The 21,041-nt window shown below is 43.2% G+C and carries 18 protein-coding genes; 11 read left to right on the top strand and 7 right to left on the bottom strand.

Annotated elements, in window-relative coordinates; translation table 11 throughout:
- The first annotated feature begins 48 nt into the window (after nt 1-48).
- From BMZ06_RS09770 to BMZ06_RS09780, 3 genes are read left to right on the top strand one after another with little or no spacing between them, the layout of a single operon-like run.
- On the top strand, nt 49-2,142 hold the full coding sequence (locus BMZ06_RS09770; protein WP_089751857.1) for a BglG family transcription antiterminator: 2,094 nt from the start codon (nt 49-51) through the stop codon (nt 2,140-2,142).
- Between the two features lie 22 nt (nt 2,143-2,164).
- Entirely contained in the window at nt 2,165-2,602 is a 438-nt protein-coding gene (locus BMZ06_RS09775) for a PTS mannitol transporter subunit IIA (RefSeq protein WP_089751858.1), read from the top strand.
- 2 nt (nt 2,603-2,604) lie between these two features.
- Entirely contained in the window at nt 2,605-3,741 is a 1,137-nt protein-coding gene (locus BMZ06_RS09780) for a mannitol-1-phosphate 5-dehydrogenase (RefSeq protein WP_089751859.1), read from the top strand.
- A 24-nt stretch (nt 3,742-3,765) separates the two neighbouring features.
- Here BMZ06_RS09780 and BMZ06_RS09785 read toward each other — a convergent pair whose 3' ends face one another.
- Nucleotides 3,766-4,137, bottom strand: coding sequence for a PilZ domain-containing protein (locus tag BMZ06_RS09785; protein ID WP_089751860.1), 372 nt, complete (start codon nt 4,135-4,137; stop codon nt 3,766-3,768).
- Between the two features lie 161 nt (nt 4,138-4,298).
- Here BMZ06_RS09785 and BMZ06_RS09790 point away from each other — a divergent pair, with 161 nt between their 5' ends.
- The 3 genes from BMZ06_RS09790 to BMZ06_RS09800 all read left to right on the top strand — a co-directional run bounded on the left by BMZ06_RS09790 (nt 4,299) and on the right by BMZ06_RS09800 (nt 7,221).
- Complete coding sequence (locus BMZ06_RS09790; protein WP_089751861.1) at nt 4,299-6,077, top strand: M3 family oligoendopeptidase; 1,779 nt, start codon at nt 4,299-4,301, stop codon at nt 6,075-6,077.
- Between the two features lie 15 nt (nt 6,078-6,092).
- Nucleotides 6,093-6,392 carry a 4a-hydroxytetrahydrobiopterin dehydratase gene (locus BMZ06_RS09795; RefSeq protein ID WP_089751862.1) on the top strand — a complete coding sequence of 100 codons (300 nt, stop codon included), beginning with the start codon at nt 6,093-6,095 and terminating at the stop codon, nt 6,390-6,392.
- Nucleotides 6,393-6,741: 349 nt separating this feature from the next.
- Nucleotides 6,742-7,221, top strand: coding sequence for an SRPBCC family protein (locus BMZ06_RS09800; RefSeq protein ID WP_089751863.1), 480 nt, complete (start codon nt 6,742-6,744; stop codon nt 7,219-7,221).
- A gap of 294 nt (nt 7,222-7,515) precedes the next feature.
- Here BMZ06_RS09800 and BMZ06_RS09805 read toward each other — a convergent pair whose 3' ends face one another.
- The gene (locus BMZ06_RS09805) at nt 7,516-8,445 is read right to left on the bottom strand and encodes an RluA family pseudouridine synthase (RefSeq protein WP_089751864.1); all 930 of its coding nucleotides are present in this window, start codon (nt 8,443-8,445) and stop codon (nt 7,516-7,518) included.
- A 235-nt stretch (nt 8,446-8,680) separates the two neighbouring features.
- On the opposite strand from BMZ06_RS09805, the gene typA reads away from it, so the two are divergent.
- Nucleotides 8,681-10,522 carry a translational GTPase TypA gene (gene typA / locus BMZ06_RS09810; protein WP_089751865.1) on the top strand — a complete coding sequence of 614 codons (1,842 nt, stop codon included), beginning with the start codon at nt 8,681-8,683 and terminating at the stop codon, nt 10,520-10,522.
- Between the two features lie 45 nt (nt 10,523-10,567).
- Here the strand turns inward: typA and BMZ06_RS09815 are convergent, their stop codons facing one another.
- The 3 genes from BMZ06_RS09815 to BMZ06_RS09825 all read right to left on the bottom strand — a co-directional run bounded on the left by BMZ06_RS09815 (nt 10,568) and on the right by BMZ06_RS09825 (nt 13,089).
- Nucleotides 10,568-11,362 (bottom strand): FixH family protein, encoded by a 795-nt coding sequence (locus tag BMZ06_RS09815; protein WP_089751866.1) that lies wholly within the window; start codon nt 11,360-11,362, stop codon nt 10,568-10,570.
- A 167-nt stretch (nt 11,363-11,529) separates the two neighbouring features.
- Complete coding sequence (gene bshB2 / locus BMZ06_RS09820) at nt 11,530-12,219, bottom strand: bacillithiol biosynthesis deacetylase BshB2 (RefSeq protein WP_089751867.1); 690 nt, start codon at nt 12,217-12,219, stop codon at nt 11,530-11,532.
- A gap of 231 nt (nt 12,220-12,450) precedes the next feature.
- Nucleotides 12,451-13,089: a YczE/YyaS/YitT family protein gene (locus BMZ06_RS09825; RefSeq protein ID WP_089751868.1), complete on the bottom strand. Its 639-nt coding sequence runs from the start codon at nt 13,087-13,089 to the stop codon at nt 12,451-12,453.
- 293 nt (nt 13,090-13,382) lie between these two features.
- Here BMZ06_RS09825 and BMZ06_RS09830 point away from each other — a divergent pair, with 293 nt between their 5' ends.
- Both BMZ06_RS09830 and BMZ06_RS09835 read left to right on the top strand, forming a co-directional pair.
- Nucleotides 13,383-14,591, top strand: coding sequence for a Bcr/CflA family efflux MFS transporter (locus tag BMZ06_RS09830; protein ID WP_089751869.1), 1,209 nt, complete (start codon nt 13,383-13,385; stop codon nt 14,589-14,591).
- A 142-nt stretch (nt 14,592-14,733) separates the two neighbouring features.
- On the top strand, nt 14,734-15,201 hold the full coding sequence (locus BMZ06_RS09835) for a lipocalin-like domain-containing protein (protein ID WP_089751870.1): 468 nt from the start codon (nt 14,734-14,736) through the stop codon (nt 15,199-15,201).
- Between the two features lie 282 nt (nt 15,202-15,483).
- Here BMZ06_RS09835 and BMZ06_RS09840 read toward each other — a convergent pair whose 3' ends face one another.
- On the bottom strand, nt 15,484-16,677 hold the full coding sequence (locus tag BMZ06_RS09840) for an acyl-CoA dehydrogenase family protein (protein WP_089751871.1): 1,194 nt from the start codon (nt 16,675-16,677) through the stop codon (nt 15,484-15,486).
- An 11-nt stretch (nt 16,678-16,688) separates the two neighbouring features.
- A complete protein-coding gene (locus BMZ06_RS09845) occupies nt 16,689-17,876 on the bottom strand; it encodes a CaiB/BaiF CoA transferase family protein (RefSeq protein ID WP_089751872.1) in 1,188 nt (395 codons plus the stop codon).
- Nucleotides 17,877-18,198: 322 nt separating this feature from the next.
- Here BMZ06_RS09845 and BMZ06_RS09850 point away from each other — a divergent pair, with 322 nt between their 5' ends.
- Complete coding sequence (locus BMZ06_RS09850; RefSeq protein WP_089751873.1) at nt 18,199-19,383, top strand: aminotransferase class I/II-fold pyridoxal phosphate-dependent enzyme; 1,185 nt, start codon at nt 18,199-18,201, stop codon at nt 19,381-19,383.
- The gene (locus BMZ06_RS09855; RefSeq protein ID WP_089751874.1) at nt 19,373-21,031 is read left to right on the top strand and encodes a thiamine pyrophosphate-dependent enzyme; all 1,659 of its coding nucleotides are present in this window, start codon (nt 19,373-19,375) and stop codon (nt 21,029-21,031) included. The genes BMZ06_RS09850 and BMZ06_RS09855 overlap by 11 nt, the downstream gene beginning before the upstream one ends.
- Nucleotides 21,032-21,041: the final 10 nt, after the last annotated feature.

The raw sequence follows: 21,041 nt of genomic DNA on the forward strand, positions 1-21,041 counted from the left end.
TGTCCGATTACCTTTTCCTATGGCTGACGGACAGAGAGGAGTGGAAGGATGTATGTCTCAGCTCGAGAACGAAGACTGATTGAAATGCTGCTTGAGACTCCTCAAGATCTAACCATTAAAGACATGGCTGAATCTCTGGATGTGAGTGCACGAACGATTCATCGAGATTTGAAAGGCGTAGAAGACGTTCTGGAAAGTCACGGGCTGTCTTTAGAAAAGAAAACCGGTAAAGGAATAGCCATTCTTGGTGAAGAGGAAAGACGCCAGGATTTAAGAATGTCAATTTATGAACAAAACTCCGTAGACTACACACCTGAAGAGCGTCATGTGCTCATTCTTTCCTGGCTGCTTGAATCCCAGGATCCGGTTAAACTCATGACTTTATCAAACGAACTTGGTGTCACCGTGGCCACTATCAGTAATGATCTGGATAAGATTGAAGAAATTCTTGTTAAATTTCAACTCCAGCTAATCCGTAAGCGTGGCTACGGAGTGGAAGTTCAGGGAGAAGAAGGCAACATCCGTGAAGCTATCCAATATATCATTATGCAGCATATGAATGAGCATGATTTTCTTAAACTGCTGCGGGAAAACATCCAATCTCCTGCTGCACCTTCGCTGGATGCCGTCTCCGATCATTTGCTTGGTCTCGTTGATCGTCAAAACATCAGTACCATTGAACAAACAGTGAATTCCATTCGGGAGGAGCTGCCTTATCATTTGGCTGATAGTGCTTATATTGGATTAGTCATTCATTTGGCCTTAGCAATTGAACGGCTGCAGCAAGGGGAATTTATACAGATGGAAGACGAATATTTAGATCGTCTACAGGCAGCCAAAGAATTTGATATTGCTGGCAAACTGATAAGCAAGTTAGAAGAAATCTTCGAGTTATCGATTCCAAAAGCGGAAACCGGCTACATTACCATGCATTTAATGGGGGCAAAAGTCCGGTACAATCAAGATTACATTCTGGAAGATAGTAGTCTGAGTGTTGCTTTTAAAGCAAAACAGCTAATTGAATTTGTATCGAACGCCTTACAGCAGAATCTTCACAAATCTGATCAGTTATTAAATGATCTGGTGATCCATTTGAAGCCAAGTTTATACCGGATCCATCAGGGAATGGATATTAAAAATCCGCTGAGGGAGCAAATTGAGCAGGACTATCCAGAATTATTTTTAACGCTTGAGAGAGCAACGGAATTTGTTTTTCCAAACATTACTTTTCCCAAAGAGGAAACGGCATTTCTGGTGATGCACTTTGCCAGTGCTTTGCTAAATATGGAAGATTCACGCGGCTTTAAAGCGTTAGTGGTCTGTTCAAGCGGTATAGGTACCGCCAAAATTTTAGCTGCTAAGCTTAAGAAGCAGTTCCTGGAGATTGAAGAAGTTGACCATCAGTCGCTGTTCGACTTAGATCAACTGGCTAAAGACGATTATGATTTAGTCGTATCTACAATTCCGCTGGATAGTATGGAGGATTATGTACTCGTGAACCCAATGCTTCCAAATGCGGATATTCAGCTGCTGGAACACCGAATACGAAAACTGAAGATTATGGATAGTATCAAGACGTTCAAAGAAAACGTGGCACAAGAAGATGAGACTCTGCAGACTATACAAGATTCTGTAAGCGGAATTCAGCGTTATGCTGCAACCGTAGGACAGTTGTTAAACGGTCTGTATGTACTTAGCCACTTCAGTACATCCAAAAAAGAAATTCTTCATGACGCGTGTTTATCCTTAGAGGAAGAGAACATGCTCACAGAAGCGGAATCCATTTCGGAAGCTTTAGTGAACAGGGAAACTGTGGGAGGACTCGGGATTCCAGAGACCACTATTACCTTGTATCATACAAGGCATCCGGCTGTAAGTGAGCCTACCTTCACCATTATTAAGCTTAACGAACCCTTGGAGGTTACGGGAATGGATGGCGAAATGATGACGTCGTCCGTGTTTATACTTATGCTCGCCCCACAGGATATAAGTAAAGAGGGGCTTGAGGTGGTCAGCTTCTTGAGCTCTCTGCTGATTGAGGGGCCTGAAATGGTGAGGGTGCTCGAAAAAGAAGAAGAAGACCAAATTAAAAATTATGTTTCTAATCAGCTTCATCAGTTTTTTAAGAAAAAAATATCTTAATAATTTAAAGAGGAGAATGAATATGTCTGATAATATCTTAACGTCCAATACGATCGAACTGAATGCACAGTTCAGTTCCAAAGAAGAAGCTATCCGTTATGTGGGAGGTTTGCTTCATAACGGTGGCTATGTAGAAGAAATGTACATTGATAAAATGCTGGAAAGAGAAGAAGTGACTTCGACCTTTATGGGGAATTACGTAGCTATCCCTCATGGTACGGAAGATGCGAAGAAATCAGTGAAAGAAACCGGTCTTGCTGTCGTTACCGTTCCAGATGGCGTTGATTTTGGTGACGGGAATATCGTGAAATTGCTCATTGGAATTGCTGGTAAAGGAGACGAACACCTTCAAATCCTTTCTCAAATTGCCATTGTATGTTCAGAAGAAGAGAACATCGATACGATTTTAAATGCTCAATCCAAAGAAGAAATTATCAGCATCTTTAACGAGGTGAATTAATAATGAAAGCCGTTCACTTTGGAGCAGGAAATATCGGAAGAGGATTCATTGGCGCGCTGTTATCTCAGGCAGGATATGAAACCATTTTTGTAGATGTAAATGGGGAGTTAATTGATGAACTAAACCAGAAAAGGTCCTATCAAGTTGATCTTGCCGGCACAGATCGTTCGATTGAGGTCAGCAATGTATCAGGGCTCAACAGCATCAACGATGAGCCGGCGGTCATTAAAGCGGTCCAGGAAGCTGAAATTATTACTACAGCTGTCGGACCTAACATTTTGTCCGCGATTGCCCCTGTCTTAGCCAAAGGTCTCATTCATAAAGAAAATAAAGGGAACGTGATCGCCTGTGAAAATATGGTAGGCGGCAGTGAAATTTTGAAAAAACATGTTCTTGAGCAGGCAGATGCTGATCAAAAAGACTGGATCAATGAGAATATCGGCTTTCCGAATTCAGCTGTGGACCGAATTGTACCGGATCAGCATCAGGAAGATCTTTTAACAGTAAAAGTGGAGCCTTATTTTGAGTGGGTAGTACAGACTACCGCTATTAAAGGAAATCGGCCGGAGATCAAGGGGATTACCTATGTTGATGATTTGACTCCTTACATCGAGCGTAAGCTTTTCACAGTGAATACGGGCCATGCAGTGGCTGCCTATTTAGGGAAATTCCATGGTCACGAGACGATTAAGCAAGTTATGGACGACCCGGCTATTAAAGAAAAAATCCGAGGAGCACTTCAGGAATCAGGAGAGGTGCTGATCGAAAAGTATAAATTCGATGTGGAAGTGCATCACGAATATATTGAAACGATTCTCAGCCGTTTTGAGAACCCGGACTTATCAGATGAAGTCACTCGTGTCGGACGGGCACCAATTCGAAAACTCGGACCGAATGACCGTCTTGTGCAGCCGGCAGTTTCTTATCTGGACTATATGAAGAAAGATCCGGTGCGTCTTGCAGAAGTTATCGCAGCTGCTTTATTCTACGAGAATGATCAGGATCAGGAAGCGGTTGAACTGCAGAAACTTATCGCAGAAAAAGGAAGAATAAATGCTTTCCAGGAAATCGCTGAGTTGGACAATGACCATCGACTTGTTAAAGCTGTTGAAGCGCAGATCCATCATTTAGAAAAATAAGTACAAAAAACTCCGGAGTGATTTTTATTCCTTCGGAGTTTTTTTGTCTTTTATTTGATTATGTTTCTTTAAGGCCTGGAAGACTTCTTCTTGATGATCGCCGATAAAATCAAGGCCGTAATGATATTGGCCGCGAGACGGCTTCATCCATATGACTTCTGCTGTAAAAGAAAGATCGTGACCGGCCAGCGAGGTGGCGACAAACAAGTGGACGGTTTTGCTAGTGGGTATATGTACATCCGTAGCTAGTCTCATACCTCCAGGACTAATATCTATGACACTGCCTGCGCCCATGGAAGAATTGACGGGGTTCTTGTCTACCTTGATTAGTTTAAAGCCAGCGGAGAGAGGCTCCTCGAAGGTATATCGCAATGTTTCATTTCTTCGGTATCGCATTAAATCGACCTTTCTGGCTAAGACATCTTTTAATTGAAAATACCAAAATATTCTTGAAAAATCAATCTATCGTTTTATGAGTTGTTCACTTTATCTTGTGTGTGAAAATTCTGATACAATAAGATAGGTGAATATGTTTACATAAAAGAAAGGGGAACGTTATGAATACTCTCCATAAAACATGGGATTTAGAAACAATTTTTGAAGGAGGCAGTGAATCTGAACAGCTTCATAGTTATGTTCAGCAAACCGAACAGGAAATCAGCAAGCTTGAAAGCCTTGTACATTCATTCACATCGCCCAAAAATACCGACCAGACAAAAGAACTCTCTGAAATTGTAGATCAAATTCAGCTGGTAACGAAACGACTGGGAGAAATCGGAGCATTTATCAGCTGCTTGAATGCTCAAGATGTTAATGATAAAAAGGCGGGAGCATGGCAATCCAGACAGAATGAGCTAAGTGCTGCGTTTGGGAATCTGCTCACAGAATTTGATCAAAAATTAGTTCAGACGGATGAGGACGTTTGGAAATCTTTGCTGAAAAATGCTCCATTTCGTCAACTGGAATTTATCCTTGATGAGCGAAGGAGGGCTGCCAAGGATAAGTTGGAACTGCGCCAGGAATCATTGATAAATGATTTGGGAATTGATGGATACCACGCATGGGGACAAATGTATGATGCCATTGTCGGGAAATTAGATATTACTCATGAAGGCAAGACGCTTTCCGTAGGACAGGCCTCAAACTTGCTCGACTCATCAGACCGCGCCGTTCGTAAGGAAGTTTTTGATAAGCTGCAGAAAACTTGGAAAGCACAGACGGATCTATTCAGTGAGACATTGAATCATCTGTCAGGTTTCAGACTTCAAACCTATAAATATCGAGGCTGGGAACGGGTGTTGAAAGAACCGCTTGAGTACAATCGAATGAGTGAAAAAACCTTGAACACGATGTGGGAGACGATCACCAAATACAAAAAACATTACCTTCCTTATTTAAAAAGAAAGGCGCATATGCTTGGCTTAGAGCGTTTGAGTTTCTACGATGTGGAAGCCCCTGTAGGCTCCACGGAACAGACAATGAGTTTTCAACAAGGAGCTGAGTTTATTACTCAGCAATTCCGTTCGTTCAGTCCTAAGATGGCAGATTTTGCAGAAATGGCTTTTGAAAGGCGCTGGATCGAAGCAGAAGATCGTTCGGGCAAAAGACCAGGAGGCTTTTGTACCAGCTTTCCTGACAGCGAACAGACAAGGATCTTTATGACCTATTCCGGTACACCATCTAATGTTGCCACTCTGGCCCATGAGCTGGGACACGCCTATCATCAGCACGTAATGGATGATCTGCCTGCCCTGAATCAAGGATACGCTATGAACGTGGCTGAGACGGCTTCAACATTTGCGGAGATGATTGTTTCTGATGCAGCTGTTAAGCATGCGGCGAACGACACCGAAAAATTGACGCTGCTTGAAGATAAAGTTCAGAGAAGTATTGCTTTCTTTATGAATATCCACGCTCGTTTCTTGTTCGAAACCCGATTTTATGAAGAACGTAAAAAGGGAGTGGTTTCAGCTGAACGAATAAACGAACTTATGGTTGAGGCACAGAAGGAAGCCTATGAAGATGCGCTGGATGAGTACGATCCAACCTTTTGGGCTTCCAAACTTCATTTCCATATTACAGATGTACCATTCTATAATTTCCCTTATACGTTTGGTTATTTGTTCAGCATGGGTATTTACGCAAAAGCTCTCAACTCGGACAGTAATTTTGAAAATGACTACATTGCCCTTTTGCAGGATACCGGTCGTATGACGACAGAAGATTTAGCGGCAAAGCATCTGGGGGTAGATTTAGAGAAGCCTGAATTCTGGGAACAAGCTCTGGATCTTTGTATGAAAGATCTAAATGACTTTATGGAGCTTAGCGCAAAATAACAGGGAGGGATTCAAATGGAAGAGAAGCTTATTCCTGAAGCTGAAAAGCAGCAGCGAGTAGAAGAATTAGAAGGCTGGAAATTGACGGATAACAAGTTTATTGTTAAACGCTACCGCTTTGAAGACTTTCTTTCCGGCATCCGTTTTGTGAATCTTGTGGCCGAATATTCGGAAGAAATTCAGCATCATCCTTTCATCAGTATTGATTACAAAGTGGTCACAATGAAACTGACTTCTTGGAATGCCAAGGGGCTCACAGAGCTTGATCTCGCATGTGCAGAAAAATATGATATTTTATACGGCAATATTAAGTAACGATGAGAAAGACCAGTGGAAGAAAAATTCACTGGTCTTTCTTAAGTTATGGTAAGCATTACAGAGAATGCTACACTATTTGTTTAATTGTTGGGGGAGCGGAATGTATATCGAGTATCACTGCTTCTGAAAGAAGCACTGTCAACGAACGATCCACCTTTTATAGAAAAGTTTTATTAAGTCTTGCCATATTATTGCTTTTCAAAAAAGCTCCCGATTCTTTAAGACGCAGTTTCGAGACATCATCATGGAGATAGGGGCGGGAAAACGACTCGCTTTCCGGCCCTGAAGGACTTGCTTATTAAAATGAACAACAATATTGAACATATATGTTAAAGGAGGGAATGGAATGACGGTGGTGAAAGTTGCGATATGGATCGACGTGCCGATCGAGTTTTGTTTTGATATCGCCAGAAATATCAGCCTTCATCCTCAGTCAGTCCCCCATACAAAAGAGAAGGCAGTGGCTGGAGTAACGGAAGGATTAATCCATGAAGGAGAAACCGTGACGTGGGAAGCCATTCATTTAGGGATCCGGCAGACCTTGACGGCCCGGATCATTTCCATGAATCCGCCTTATGAGTTCGTGGACCGTATGGAAGAAGGGGCTTTTAAATCCCTTATTCACGTTCATCTCTTTGAGGAACAGAACGGGGGAACGCTTATGACGGACATCTTACAATTTGAATCTCCATTTGGTCCTATTGGAAAAGTTTTTAATCGGTTATTTCTAAAAAAATACATGAGGGATTTCCTCGCTCGCCGATCTGAAAATCTAAAGCAGATAGCAGAAGATGAGTATTTGAGGGCAGGCAGACCCGGCATCTAGTTCATCAGAAAAACCTGAATTAAATTAGAAGCTATTGCAGATTGGAAAGAAGGCAAAAGAAGGAGAAGTTTTATATTTATCGAAAAACAACGGTTAGGAAAAATCCTTAACACGCTAGGAAAGCCGCTCTTAATTAAGAGCGGCTCTCTGCATGTGGTGTTAAGTTAACCCTTCGTCCTGACGTCGAATCATTCTATATCTATTAGTTCATCTTCTCTCTTAATGAAAAGGTTAACAAGCCAAGAGTAGCATACCTTTATCTCGAAATCTATGACAAAAAACAGACATGTGATATTAGGTATCCAAAGCTTCTACGTGCTCATTTGTAAAGAATGGCGAATCTTCCGGAGGCATAGCGAGGCAACGAATTTCTTTTTCAGTAAAAGGATGAACAAATGTCAAACGCGCGGCATGAAGAGCCTGGGAAGGTCCATTTTTTTCTTCTCCTCCATACAGTTCGTCACCGAGAAGCGGATGACCTAAATAACTCAGATGCACACGAATCTGGTGAGTTCGCCCCGATTGGAGATTAAGTGTAACCAGCGAAGCTTTTCTTGCTTTATCATATTCAAGCACTTCATAAGTGGTAATAGCCGGCTGGCCATTTGGGGAAACACGACGTCTTACCGGGTGATGCCGGTCTTTTCCGATAGGCTGATCTATAGTAGCCTTTTTTGGCTTTAACCGGCCATGAGCCCATGCTATATATGTTCTTTTAATATTCCGGTTCTGCAGTTCTTTCCCTAGCATGGCAATGGCCAGATCGTGTTTGGCAAAAAGGATTGCACCAGATGTGTCCTTGTCAAGCCGGTGAACATACTTCGGAGTGGCTTCAATACCGTTCATCTGAAAGTAAAAAGCAACTCCATTAACCAGCGTATGATGATCCTCCGGTGTGTTGGGGTGAGTGAATAACCCGGCAGGTTTATTAACAACCAGCAGGTGGTCATCTTCATAGACGACGTCGATGTCCATGTACACAGGGGTGACCTCAAGCTGGCGAGGTTTGAATAATCGAATTCTTAAAAGATCGTTTGCCTTTACTTTTGTATCCTTCCAGTTGGCGGTTTCATTGTTTAATGTTACTTCATTGTTGGAGCGGAATTCGTGAACCAGCTTTCTTGGAACAAACCATTCTTTCTTCAGCACCCGTTCAATGGTATAACCGTTCCATTTTTCAGGAATAGTGACCTCCAGCCACTCTCCAATTCTATTTGTTTTCATATATACACCTAACTTCATTAATTGATATCGTGCGGCAGTCTAGTTATTTTACCCGTCACGTTCATCTTCACGCAATTATTTTACCTAATGCTTTCATATTTGTTAAGTTTATAAGAGAGGAAAGCTGGTTATTATGATGATTATGTAAAGAAATGCGGACTGGTATCGACATCTGCATAACTATGTTATAATAGATGGGTTGAATAATTAGTGAAACGAAAGAGGTGTGTGCTTCATGCAACACAGAAATGATATTCGCAATATAGCGATCATCGCTCACGTTGACCACGGGAAAACCACATTGGTTGACCAAATGCTTCATTACTCCGGAACATTCCGTGATAATGAGCACGTTGACGAGCGTGCAATGGACTCAAACGATTTAGAGAAAGAACGCGGAATTACGATTTTGGCGAAAAATACCGCGATCAACTATAATGATGCACGGATCAACATTCTTGATACACCAGGTCACGCCGATTTTGGTGGAGAAGTTGAACGTATTCTGAAAATGGTTGATGGCGTTCTATTAGTGGTTGATGCTTATGAAGGCTGTATGCCACAGACACGTTTCGTGCTTAAAAAAGCACTGGAACAAAAGTTAACACCCGTAGTTGTATTGAACAAAATTGACCGTCCGAATGCCCGTCCCGGTGAAGTAATTGATGAAGTCCTTGATCTGTTCATCGAGCTTGGTGCGGATGATGAGCAGCTTGAATTCCCTGTTGTATATGCATCTGCTCTAAACGGAACTTCAGGTGATGAGCCGGAAGAACAGAACGATACGATGGACCCGATTTTCAAACTAATCATGAACAACATCCCGGCTCCTGTAGATACGAAAGAAGAGCCATTACAGTTCCAGGTAACGCTCTTGGATTACAACGACTATCTAGGGCGTATTGGTGTAGGACGCGTCTTCAGAGGCAGTATCAAAGTGGGACAGCAGGTTTCTCTTATGAAGAAGGACGGATCAGTTAAAAACTTCAGAGTGTCCAAACTCTTTGGTTTCATTGGTCTTAAGCGTATAGAAATCGAAGAAGCTAAAGCTGGAGATATTATTGCTCTTGCAGGACTTGAGGACATTAACGTAGGGGAAACCGTCTGCCCTCCTGACAACCAGGAAGCAATGGAAATTCCTCGAATTGATGAGCCTACGCTGCAAATGACGTTCCTTGTCAATAACAGCCCATTTGCTGGACGTGAAGGTAAATATGTAACTTCCCGTCAGATTGAAGAACGTCTATTGACTCAATTAGAAACGGACGTAAGTCTACGTGTTGAACCAACGGATTCCCCAGATGCCTTTACGGTATCCGGTCGTGGTGAGCTTCACCTGTCCATTCTGGTAGAGAATATGCGCCGTGAAGGTTTCGAACTTCAATTATCCAAGCCAAAAGTTATCTTGAAAGAGATTGACGGGCAGGTTTGTGAGCCAGTTGAACGCGTTCAAATTGACACGCCTGAAGAATATCAGGGCGGTGTAATGGAATCCATTGGTTACCGTAAAGGTGAAATGCAGGATATGGTCAACGACGGCAATGGTCAAGTTCGTCTTGAATTCCTTGTCCCATCTCGCGGATTGATTGGGTATTCCACTGAATTTATGACTCAGACGCGCGGGTATGGAATTTTGAACCATACGTTTGATGGCTACGCTCCATTAACAAAAGGTCAAGTAGGCGGACGCCGTGAAGGTGTGCTTGTTTCCCTTGATAAAGGAAAAGCTTCCACTTACGGCATCATGAATCTTGAGGACCGCGGAACTATTTTCGTAGAGCCGGGTACTGAAGTTTATGAAGGAATGATCGTTGGAGAGCACAACCGTGAGAACGACCTAACAGTTAATATTACTAAAGAGAAACATTTAACTAACGTGCGTTCTGCTAACAAAGACACGACAAATACCATCAAGAAAACTCGTAAAATGACGCTTGAAGAAGCGATTGAGTATCTGGATGACGATGAGTATTGCGAAGTAACGCCTGAAAACGTACGTCTTCGTAAGAAATACTTGAACAAAAACGAACGTGAAAAAATGGCGAAACAGAAAAAACTGCAAAACGCTGATATTTAATAAACGAAAGGCCTGAACCTCTTTATAGAGGCTCAGGCCTTTTTGTTATTCAGTGACTTCAATAGTCTCTTCCTGATGTCCATGGATATCTTGATTCGGTTTTTCATAATGAATGGTAATGGTATAAGAACCAGCAGCAGGGAAGGTGTGGGAGGCGATGTATTCTCCAGGCTCTTGCTCTTCAGCATCCACATAAAGATGCTTATCCATTTGATCGGAACTGATTTCAAAACTCACCAGACCATCTTCAAATGGCTGTTCCATCTGATTGATGTGGGTGGTTAACTGCGTTTCTTCTCCAGCTTTAAAGCCTTCTTCTTTCATAAAATGAACCATGAATTTCTCTTTCATATCGTTATGATCTTGTGAATCTTCGTGACTGTGTGAGCTACTATTATCAGAAGTAGATGACTGTTCTTCTCCAACTACTACTTCCACCTGAGGCATCGTGTGCAAATCTCCTACTTGTGTATGCGCGATCACTTGATAGGTACCTGAAGAATCGAAAGTATATTCGATCTCATAGATCCCGTCTCCTGTATGTTCTGCTTCAATGGTTTTGGAGCTCTCCTGACCATTGGATTCGTTCCAAATTTCGAAATCTACATAATCAGCGTCTTCTACGGGTTCGTTGGCCTGAGTAACGGCTGCTTCAATCGTCGTTTTCTCTTTCACGGGAATTGGCTGCTCGCCAAACTTCACCTCTACTTCTGGAACTTCAGCTACTTGATCTTCCGAAGAGCTTGATTCACTATTTTGCTGACTCTGTTCATTAGTTCCGCAAGCAGCTAATAGTAAAATAAATATAAATACGAGTAAACTCCATAGTAATCGATTCATGATCAGACTCCTTTCCGTAGTTTCCGTCTTTCATCATAACATTTCTATCTTAATCCAAAATGTGCGTTTTTAGACATTCCTGTGACAGAAAGGACGACCTGCACATCTTATTGTCAGGCAACAAGAAAAAAAGGCTGAACTCTTATAGAGCCAACCTTCCTTTTCTTTTATCTCCCAGGGTCTATGGACCAATCTTTATACGTATAAAATCGTTCATTGGTGACCCACTTCATAGCTTCAGGATCTTTAGTTTTAATGCCTTCTTCGAGCATCTCAAGCATCCGCGCAGTTTGAGAGATATGGGCACGCATTGCATTCAGCTTTTCTGTTTGCACGGATTGAATATCGTTCACTACATCCGGTTCTCCAAGCTTTTCTTCCGTGTCGTTAGCGAAGGCAATCGCATGGAATTTTGGACGTTCGTCCGGTTCCATCTCACGAAGCGCTCGGACTACTGCTCGTGCCGTGGCTTCATGATCGGGATGAACGGCAAAGCCAGGATAGAAACTGATGACTAAAGAAGGCTCCAGTTCATCAATTAGATCTCTTACCATTTGTTTCATTTCTGTATCATCTTCGAACTCCAGAGTTTTGTCCCGAAGCCCCATCATACGGAGGTCTTCAATCCCCATGGCTTCTGCAGCTTTTTTCAACTCCTTGCGCCGAATATCCGGCAGAGTTTCTCTAGTTGCAAATGGGGGTTTGCCTAGATTCCTTCCCATCTCACCAAGTGTAAGACACGAATAAGTTAAGGGAGTTCCTTGCTTTATATAGGACGCAATCGTTCCAGACACTCCGAACGCTTCATCGTCAGGGTGGGGAAAAATAACGAGCACGTGCCGTTCTTGTTCAATCATCTAATTCACTCCTTTTACAGGATTCCTATTTTAACATTATTACGTAATTTGTTTTAATTTTAAAGCTATTTGTTTGTGCAGAGCAGGGTGGTGTAAAGTATATATCCTGTTAAATAGATGTTAGATTTAATTCAATAGATCCTACAGCTTCACGAGAGCGATAGCAAAGTATCCATGTTTTAGAAAATCATACTATAAAATCCCTCTGCCAAATAGCAGAGGGATTGAGCTTTATAACACTGGAGTAAAACGCTCGCGGTAGTGAGGGTGATATAGATAATATAATGGATAACCATACGTATAAAAGTATTGGATCAGTATCCCGGCAAAAGCAACACCAGCTGCAGTTCCTAGTCCGACTGGTCCGCCGACAAAGAAAGCGGCGGTTGAAGTTGTAAGAGCTATGGCCGTTTGACTCAACCGTAAGCTGACATTAAATCTTTTGGCGACTACCAAAAATAGTTGATCCACAGGTGCCCGTGGCAGCTGAGGTAAAATATAAATAGAGACACCCAGCGCGCTGAAGGTGACACCTATCAGCAGTACAGCTAGCTGAACGAGAAATGGAGCAGAAGCCATCGTCATATTCTTAAATACAATTTCTACCCAGAAATCCAGTATGAGACTTTCTAAAACGAGCGGGAGCAGGGCTCTCACTTCTGGCTTTTGCTTCATGAGCCAGCCATTAACAAAAATAAAAATCAATTGAAAAATTGCGTACCAGATGCCGACAGTAAAACCAAGCCGATCAGATAATCCTACAAATAACGCGGTCCAGAATCCTGCACCTAATGTGGCTTTTATCAAAAGGGCTACACCAAAAAAGTTAACAAACATGCCAAGAATATAAATGGACATACGGTATAGCATTGTGAATCCTCATCTTTCTCATAAATTGAAACTTAAAAGCCTTGGCTTTTTTTCCTTCGGCTATTCTAATAGCGGTGATACCAGCCGTCAATAGATGAAGTTATATGGATTATTTTTACTAGTTATCGGTGTAGATCAAGGGGAGAAGGGCAGGACTCGAAGTTTTCCAATCATAAAAGTGGATTTATCGTTTAAATAAAGATAAAATCGTAGTTTAATAGCTTCTTTCAACGGGGGATATACAGCAGTGTGAAATAAACGAATGGCTTCGTAAAGAAAGGTGTATGAGATTAATGCTTCATAATCCAACAGGAAAAGAGCGTCTGGGCCTGGCTTTGCTTCTAGGTATGCTTGGAATTCTAGGTCCGCTCAATATAGATATGTATTTACCAAGCTTCCCGGGGATTGCTTCGGATTTAAACGCGACCGCTTCGCTCGTCCAGCTGAGTTTAACGGCTTGCTTAATCGGACTTGCGATCGGTCAGATAGTGGTAGGGCCGATTAGTGATGCCCAGGGCAGGAGGAAGCCTCTGCTGCTGTTTATATTCTTATTTGCGGTTGCTTCCCTGCTTTGTGCGCTCGCTCCTAATATCTACATATTAGTGTTAGCACGATTTATTCAAGGATTCACTGCTTCTGCAGGTGTTGTCCTCTCCCGCGCGGTTGTGCGTGATGTTTTCGATGGAAGAGAGCTTACTAAGTTCTTTGCTCTGTTAATGGTCATTAATGCTACAGCTCCCATGATTGCACCCATGACAGGGGGAGCTATTTTGCTATTACCATTTGCAACATGGCATACAATTTTTTATTTTCTCTGCCTGCTAGGTTTGATCATCGTGTCGACGATAGCCTTGAAGTTAAAAGAAACCCTGCCGCCGGAAAAGCGAATTCCAAGTTCAATTCGGGAGTCCGTAAAAACGATTGGGAGGCTGATAAAGGATCGTTCCTTTATTGGTTATGCGCTAACGATCGGATTTGTTCACGGAGGCAGCTTTGCGTATGTTTCAGGAACTCCGTTTGTGTATCAGGGTATTTACGGTGTGTCTCCTCAGGTTTTCAGTGTACTGTTTGGTATCAATGGTCTGGCGATTATTACGGGCAGCTTTCTTATTGGCCGCCTGGGAGGCATTATTCATGAGAGAAGCCTGCTTCGCGCAGCTGTTATTACGGCCGTAAGTGCCACCTCATTTCTTTTAGTTATGACGATTATTGAAGGGCCTCTGGCTTCGCTTGTTATTCCTATTTTTATATACATGACGGCTATGGGAATGGTTTTGACCAGTACGTTCACGCTTGCCATGGAGCATCAAGGGCATCGGGCGGGGAGTGCGAGTGCTGTTTTAGGGATGCTTCCTCTATTGTTTGGATCGATGGTTTCTCCGCTTGTCGGTCTTGATGAAAGTACCGCCGTTCCAATGGGAGCCACATTATTTATTACCGCCTCTATTGGTTCGATTGCTTTCTTTACGCTAACGAGTAAAAATCAAGCCGCACAAGAATAAATAAAAGATCCAGACGCTTTGCACGTGTCTGGGTCTTTTTAGTTTGAGACAAGGCAAATTATAAAATTTTTCGTACTATTTTTGTTAAAATAAACGAATGGGCTAAATAATAAACAAATCATAATATAAGGAGAGTTTGACGATGAACGAAGAGGCGCGGACACTTAAGGAGAAACTGACCGGGGTTTGGAAACTCGTTAATTATCAAGTGACAGATTCGAGGGGCGTATCAAATCATCCAATGGGTAAAGATGCCTCTGGAATCGCGATTTATCACGAAGATGGATATATGTCTGTTCAAATTATGAGTTCAGGCCGGCTTGCTTATGCAGCAGGAGGTATCCATACGGGTCCGACCAAGGCGGTCGCAGCAGCTGCTAAAGGATATCTAGCCTACTCTGGGACATACGAAATAGATTCTGGGAAAAGTATGGTGGAGCACTATATGACGGTAAGCTTGAATCCGAACTGGGAAGGCGATACGCAGCCGCGGTATGTTCAATTTGAAGGAGACCGATTGATTATTAACAGCCAGCCGGTTTTTATTCAAGGGCAGGAAAAGAATACACAATTAATTTGGGAAAGAGCAGACTCATCCTCAAAAAATTAGGCCCTGCACGACGCAGGGTCGTTCGACGTTGCCACACGAAGTGGCGTTCTTAGTCGAACTTCCGCTTGTAGCTCTGCCTTGGTCTTTAGTAGGACTAGGGTTGGTTAGGAAATGCCTCGCTTTCCTGCGGTCCTACACCCGTACACCAATATCTCGAAACTGGGCCTTACAGTATCCGGACCTATTGTGGAAGAACTCGTTTATGAATATCCATAATAATATTTAAGATAACCAAAATGAAAGGCGCTATTCTATTTAAGAATAGCGCCTTTCATTTTTTGATCAACAGTTAGACTGCCAGGCAGGAAGCGTTCGGCTTAGCGGTTTATCTTTCCGATAGCCAAGGACATACTCAGCTTGCATAATGGTGTGAATTTCTCTTGTACCCTCGTAAATGACCGGGGCCTTAGAGTTACGCAAATAGCGTTCGACCGGATATTCATTGGAATAACCATAAGCTCCATGAATTTGAACAGCATCATCCGCTGCCTGATTAGCAAAATTACAGGCCTGCCATTTAGCAAGCGACGTTTCCCGCGTATTACGAACACCTTGATTTTTCATCTCCCCGGCCCGATAGACGAGGAGACGGCTCATTTGAAGACCAGCTTCCATATTCGCAATCATCTGCTGGACCAGCTGATGTCTTCCGATTTCCTTCCCGAATGTTTTACGCTCGTGGCAGTACTCAACACTTACTTCGAGACAAGCCATGATTTGACCACAAGCCCCGGCCGCCACAGTAAACCGGCCATTATCCAACGCAGCCATAGCAATCTTAAACCCGTCGCCGTCATTACCGACTAAGTTTTCCTTAGGCACACGGACTTGATCGAAAAATAATTCCCCTGTATTTCCGGCACGTATACCTAATTTCCCTTTGATCCCTTTTGAAGAGAATCCTTTCATGGTTCGTTCCACGATGAAGGCTGAGATGCCGTGATGCTTTTTACTTTTGTCGGTATAGGCGAAAACGAGAAAATAATCGGCCGTATCACAAAGGGAGATCCACGTCTTCTGCCCCGTAAGCACGTATGCGTCGCCATCGAGACGCGCAGTTGTCTGGAGTGCAGCCACGTCAGAGCCAGCCCCGGGTTCGGTAAGTCCGAACCCGCCTATTTTTTCACCCTTTGCCTGCGGAATTAAGTACCGCTGCTTTTGTTCATCCGTTCCCCATTGCAAAAGCGTCATACTGTTAAGACCAGTATGAACGGACACAGCGGTTCGAAAGGCCGTATCTCCACGCTCCAATTCTTCACATACGATAGCAAGGGAATTGTAGTCCATGCCGCTTCCGCCATATTTTTCTGGAATACAGACGCCCATCAGACCTAAGTCAGCCAGCTTTTTTAACAAGTTTGAATCAAATTTTCCCTTCGCATCCCATTCTCCGATATACGGCATAATTTCCTTATCCACAAATCCACGCACTGTCTTGCGGAGCATGACCTGTTCTTCACTGAAATCAAAATCCATAAGATCTCTCCTTAAATAACGCTCATTTTTCGTAGTTCTTCAATTTCCACCATTTCGTAGCCCAGGGATTTAAGGATTTCTTCCGTATGTTCTCCTGGTTCTGGAGGATGACGCTTCAGCTTCACCTTGGATCTGGATAGTTTCAACGGACTGCCGATCATTTTTATGGGGCCGGCTTTCGGATGCTCGGCTTTTAGAAACATATCTCTTTCTTTAAGCTGTGGATCGAGAAATAAGTCATCCAGCGTGTGGATCGGTCCAAATGGGATGTTGGCTCCCTGACATTTTTCCTTCCAATAATCTGTAGGTTTCTCAAGGAATCCTTCTTGTAAGAGCGGCACAAGCTCCTGTCTATGAGAGACTCGATTTGGATTCGTTCGAAAGCGAATATCTGCAGCAAGCTCGGGTTTTTGGATGATCTGACAGAGAGAAGCAAATTGGATGTCATTTCCAACAGCGATAACCATGTCACCATCCTTGGTTCGAAAGGTTTGATAGGGGACAATATTGGCATGATGATTCCCGAGTCTTCCTGGAATTTCACCGGACATTAAATAGTTGCTTCCTATATTAACAAGTGAACTGACAGCCGCATCGTATAATGATAAATCAATTTGCTGGCCATAACCTGAGTGAGACCGCTCGAGTAAAGCAGCCTGAATGCCGATACAGGCATATAATCCCGTTAATATGTCTGTGATCGCAACACCCGTTTTTTGAGGCCCGGATTCTTCGTTTCCTGTAATGCTCATCAGTCCGCTCATGGCTTGGATAATGAAGTCATACCCTGGGAGATGCTTATAAGGCCCCGTTTCACCAAATCCGGTAATGGAGCAGTAAACAAGCTCTTTATTAATCGTTTTCAGATGCTCATAACTAAGTCCGAGTCTCTCCATGGTACCCGTTTTAAAATTGTGAAGAAGGACATCACTTTCAGCTGTGAGCTGTCGGATGATGTCTATTCCTTTTTCATCTTTTAAATTAATGGTAAGACTCTTTTTATTACGATTGGCACATGCGTAATAAGCGCTGACTCCTTCCTGGAATGGCGGCCCCCACTTCCGGGTGTCATCGCTTCCGCCAGGCGCTTCCACTTTGATAACGTCTGCCCCTAGATCTCCGAGAATCATAGAACAATAAGGACCAGCAAGCACCCGGGTCAAATCAAGTACACGAACTCCTTCAAGAGCCCCAGCCAAATGGATCACTTCCTTTCTAACAAGTAAAAAGCCAGAAGAACCCATACGTAGTATGAATCCAACTGGCTTGGGAACGATGGTCTTGATCATAATAGGGTCTGTCCTCAAGGGTTACACTTCATCTTATTCCAAAGGTTCGGTGGATATGAATACTTCATTCATTTTTATTCAATGAATAAATGCCTATCATGAAATAATTTCTATCGTAATAAGATAGAGCAGTGGGACAATTCTGAGAAAAGCAGGACAGGTCTCAGAAGCATCCCATTCATTTCCACCTTAGAAAATTAAGATTACTTGACAGTGACTTGGGGGTTTTACAATGGAATTTGGTTCAAGACAGGTGAAAAGTCTGCCTCCTTATTTATTTTCTATCTTTCATGAGAAAAAGAAGAAATTAAAACAGCAGGGGATAGACGTTATTGATTTAGGAATAGGAGCTCCGGATTTGCCTGCTCCGTCCTTTATTATCGATCGTTTAACTGTAGAAGCGGCCAATCCCGAAAACCATAAATATGCCCCTTATGGCGGATGCGAGGAATTTAAGCAGGCAGTCGCTTCCTTTTACAAGAAGCATTATGATGTCGACCTGCACCCGGATACAGAAGTCCTGGCCTTAATTGGTTCAAAGGAAGGAATCGCTCATTTAATCAGGGCTGTCATTGATCCGGGCGGCGGTGTGCTGATTCCTGATCCAGGCTACCCTGTGTATCAATCAGCTGTGCATCTGGCTTACGGAACAGCGCTTCCTTATTCATTGGACAGAGAGAATGGGTATGTACCCGATTATCAATTGCTGGTTGAGGAAGACGTGGAGAAAGCGAAACTGATGATTTTAAATTATCCCGGGAATCCAACTGGGGCAACGGTAGAGGTGGAGACCTTTGAGAAAGCCGTGGCATTTGCGAAGCAGCATAAGCTCTGTGTAGCTCACGATGCAGCTTATGATTTAGTAACTTTCTCTGGTTATAAGGCTCCCAGTATTCTGCAGATACCAGGCGCGAAAGAGACGGCGGTGGAGTTTGGTTCTTTATCGAAAAGTTTTAATATGACCGGGTGGAGAATTGGATACGCGGTAGGTAATAAAAAATTGATACAAGCGTTAGCTGTAATGAAAAGTAACACAGACACCAGTCAGTTTCTGCCTATACAAAAAGCGGGAGCAGCTGCCTTAAACAGTGATTTCTCAACAGTGAAAGAGAATAACAGGATTTATGAAAAACGTATGGACCGGATGCTAACTGGTTTATCAGAAATGGACATCCACGCAGATCGTCCAAGAGGCACCTTTTTTATTTGGGCCCCAGTTCCAAAAGGTTATACATCACAAGGGTACGTTGAAAAAGTACTGGATGAGGCCGGAGTGATTTTAACACCTGGAACGGCTTTCGGAAAGAAGGGAGAGGGATATTTCAGGATTTCCTTATCTGTTCCAGAAGAGCGGCTGCAGGAAGCGGTCAACCGCATGAAAACCATGAAGGCAGGAGAGCATTCAAATGGTCCATAAGGAACCCCTATTAATGACAAGTGCCAGGGCGATTATAGAATGCATGAAAATAGAAGCTATCGAGAAAGTGTTTTGTGTCCCAGGAGAAAGCTATCTTCCGGTTATGGACGCGATCCTTCATGAACCTTCTATGAAGCTGATATCTGCAAGGCATGAGGGCGGGGCTTCTTTTATGGCCGAAGGTTATGCAAAAGCAACAGGTAAGCCGGGGGTTGTAATGGCTACAAGAGGAGTGGGCGGCTCGAATCTAGCCATTGGTGTGCACACAGCTTATCAGGATTCCACTCCCTTGGTCGTTTTTTTAGGACAAGTTCATAGCAGCTTCAGAGGGAGAGAGGGGTTCCAGGAAATTGACCTGGCTCACTTCTTTAGTCCGATTGCGAAATGGGCGGTTGAAATAGATGACCCTGTCCGCATTCCGGAATTGGTTCATCGAGCCTTTCGAATCGCACAAACAGGACGGCCGGGACCTGTGGTCATTTCTTTACCGGAAGATCTACTGGTAAAAGAAGCAAACATGGAGTTTCAAAATCCAACTGTCAGGCCCTGTCCTGCTCCGTCCCAAAAAGAAATAAAGCTTGTAGAAGAGTATATGCAAAAAGCAGAGCGTCCTCTCATTATTGCAGGTGGCGGAGTGAAAATCGCAGGTGCAGAAGATACGCTCATTCAATTTGCAGAGAAATGTGATATCCCTGTGATGGCGGCTTTTCGGAGGCAGGATGTTTTTCCAAATAACCATAGGCTGTATGCCGGTCATCTCGGTTTAGGCACGGAAAAATCTATCATTCAGACAGTGAAGGAAGCAGATTTCATCCTTTCGGTAGGTACGCGATTATCAGAGATTACCACCCAGGATTATACGATATTTAATAAGGGTCAGACGTTGATCCATATGGATATAAATGATGAAACCCTGGGGAAAGTCTATGCACTTGATGTGGGAATCGTAGCCGATGCGAAAGAAGGATTGAAAGCCCTCTTAACTTTAACTGCGCCCAATCGGAGGAATTGGACGACAAAGAGAAGAGAAATCTATCAATCTTCGCTGAGTTTACCGGTTAATAACAATTGGAATCAGCGGATTATTGCACTTCTTCAAGAACACTTGCCTAATGATGCGATTCTTACGAATGATGCCGGGAACTTTGCTGGATGGCTCCATAAGTACTATCAGTTTAACTATAAGAAAACGTATATTGGTCCTACATCCGGAGCCATGGGATACGGTTTGCCCGCAGCCCTCGGAGCTAAATTAGCACACCCAGGCAGGATAGTGGTTTCTCTTTCTGGAGATGGCGGCTTCCTAATGACCATGCAGGAGCTTGAGACCGCTGTAAGGTATAACATTCCGGTCATTAGTATTGTGTTTAACAATTGTATGTATGGAACGATCCGGATGCATCAGGAAATGCGCTATCCATTTAAAACGATTGGAACGGATCTTGGGAAGGTGCCTTTTTCGGATATGGCCGTTCAGTTAGGTGCGATGGGTTTTTACGTTAAGAATCCTGAAGAGTTTGAACAAGCCTTACTGGGAGCCCTGGAGTGCCAGGAGCCGGCTCTTATTGAAATAGAAAGCGATGCAGAACAAATATCTGTGTCTTCGACGATTCAACAAATAAGGCAGCGAGCTGCCGATCAAAGTTAGTTCGAGGAGG

The sequence above is a fragment of the Halobacillus alkaliphilus genome, from assembly GCF_900113125.1.
In the GTDB taxonomy this organism is placed as follows: domain Bacteria; phylum Bacillota; class Bacilli; order Bacillales; family Halobacillaceae; genus Halobacillus; species Halobacillus alkaliphilus.

What these genes read in the sequence shown, in the direction of transcription:
- BMZ06_RS09770 (WP_089751857.1), top strand. Translation starts at nt 49, where the DNA reads ATGTATGTCTCAGCTCGAGAACGAAGACTGATTGAAATGCTGCTTGAG.
- BMZ06_RS09775 (WP_089751858.1), top strand. Translation starts at nt 2,165, where the DNA reads ATGTCTGATAATATCTTAACGTCCAATACGATCGAACTGAATGCACAG.
- BMZ06_RS09780 (WP_089751859.1), top strand. Translation starts at nt 2,605, where the DNA reads ATGAAAGCCGTTCACTTTGGAGCAGGAAATATCGGAAGAGGATTCATT.
- BMZ06_RS09785 (WP_089751860.1), bottom strand. Translation starts at nt 4,137, where the DNA reads ATGCGATACCGAAGAAATGAAACATTGCGATATACCTTCGAGGAGCCT.
- BMZ06_RS09790 (WP_089751861.1), top strand. Translation starts at nt 4,299, where the DNA reads ATGAATACTCTCCATAAAACATGGGATTTAGAAACAATTTTTGAAGGA.
- BMZ06_RS09795 (WP_089751862.1), top strand. Translation starts at nt 6,093, where the DNA reads ATGGAAGAGAAGCTTATTCCTGAAGCTGAAAAGCAGCAGCGAGTAGAA.
- BMZ06_RS09800 (WP_089751863.1), top strand. Translation starts at nt 6,742, where the DNA reads ATGACGGTGGTGAAAGTTGCGATATGGATCGACGTGCCGATCGAGTTT.
- BMZ06_RS09805 (WP_089751864.1), bottom strand. Translation starts at nt 8,445, where the DNA reads ATGAAAACAAATAGAATTGGAGAGTGGCTGGAGGTCACTATTCCTGAA.
- typA (WP_089751865.1), top strand. Translation starts at nt 8,681, where the DNA reads ATGCAACACAGAAATGATATTCGCAATATAGCGATCATCGCTCACGTT.
- BMZ06_RS09815 (WP_089751866.1), bottom strand. Translation starts at nt 11,362, where the DNA reads ATGAATCGATTACTATGGAGTTTACTCGTATTTATATTTATTTTACTA.
- bshB2 (WP_089751867.1), bottom strand. Translation starts at nt 12,219, where the DNA reads ATGATTGAACAAGAACGGCACGTGCTCGTTATTTTTCCCCACCCTGAC.
- BMZ06_RS09825 (WP_089751868.1), bottom strand. Translation starts at nt 13,089, where the DNA reads ATGCTATACCGTATGTCCATTTATATTCTTGGCATGTTTGTTAACTTT.
- BMZ06_RS09830 (WP_089751869.1), top strand. Translation starts at nt 13,383, where the DNA reads ATGCTTCATAATCCAACAGGAAAAGAGCGTCTGGGCCTGGCTTTGCTT.
- BMZ06_RS09835 (WP_089751870.1), top strand. Translation starts at nt 14,734, where the DNA reads ATGAACGAAGAGGCGCGGACACTTAAGGAGAAACTGACCGGGGTTTGG.
- BMZ06_RS09840 (WP_089751871.1), bottom strand. Translation starts at nt 16,677, where the DNA reads ATGGATTTTGATTTCAGTGAAGAACAGGTCATGCTCCGCAAGACAGTG.
- BMZ06_RS09850 (WP_089751873.1), top strand. Translation starts at nt 18,199, where the DNA reads ATGGAATTTGGTTCAAGACAGGTGAAAAGTCTGCCTCCTTATTTATTT.
- BMZ06_RS09855 (WP_089751874.1), top strand. Translation starts at nt 19,373, where the DNA reads ATGGTCCATAAGGAACCCCTATTAATGACAAGTGCCAGGGCGATTATA.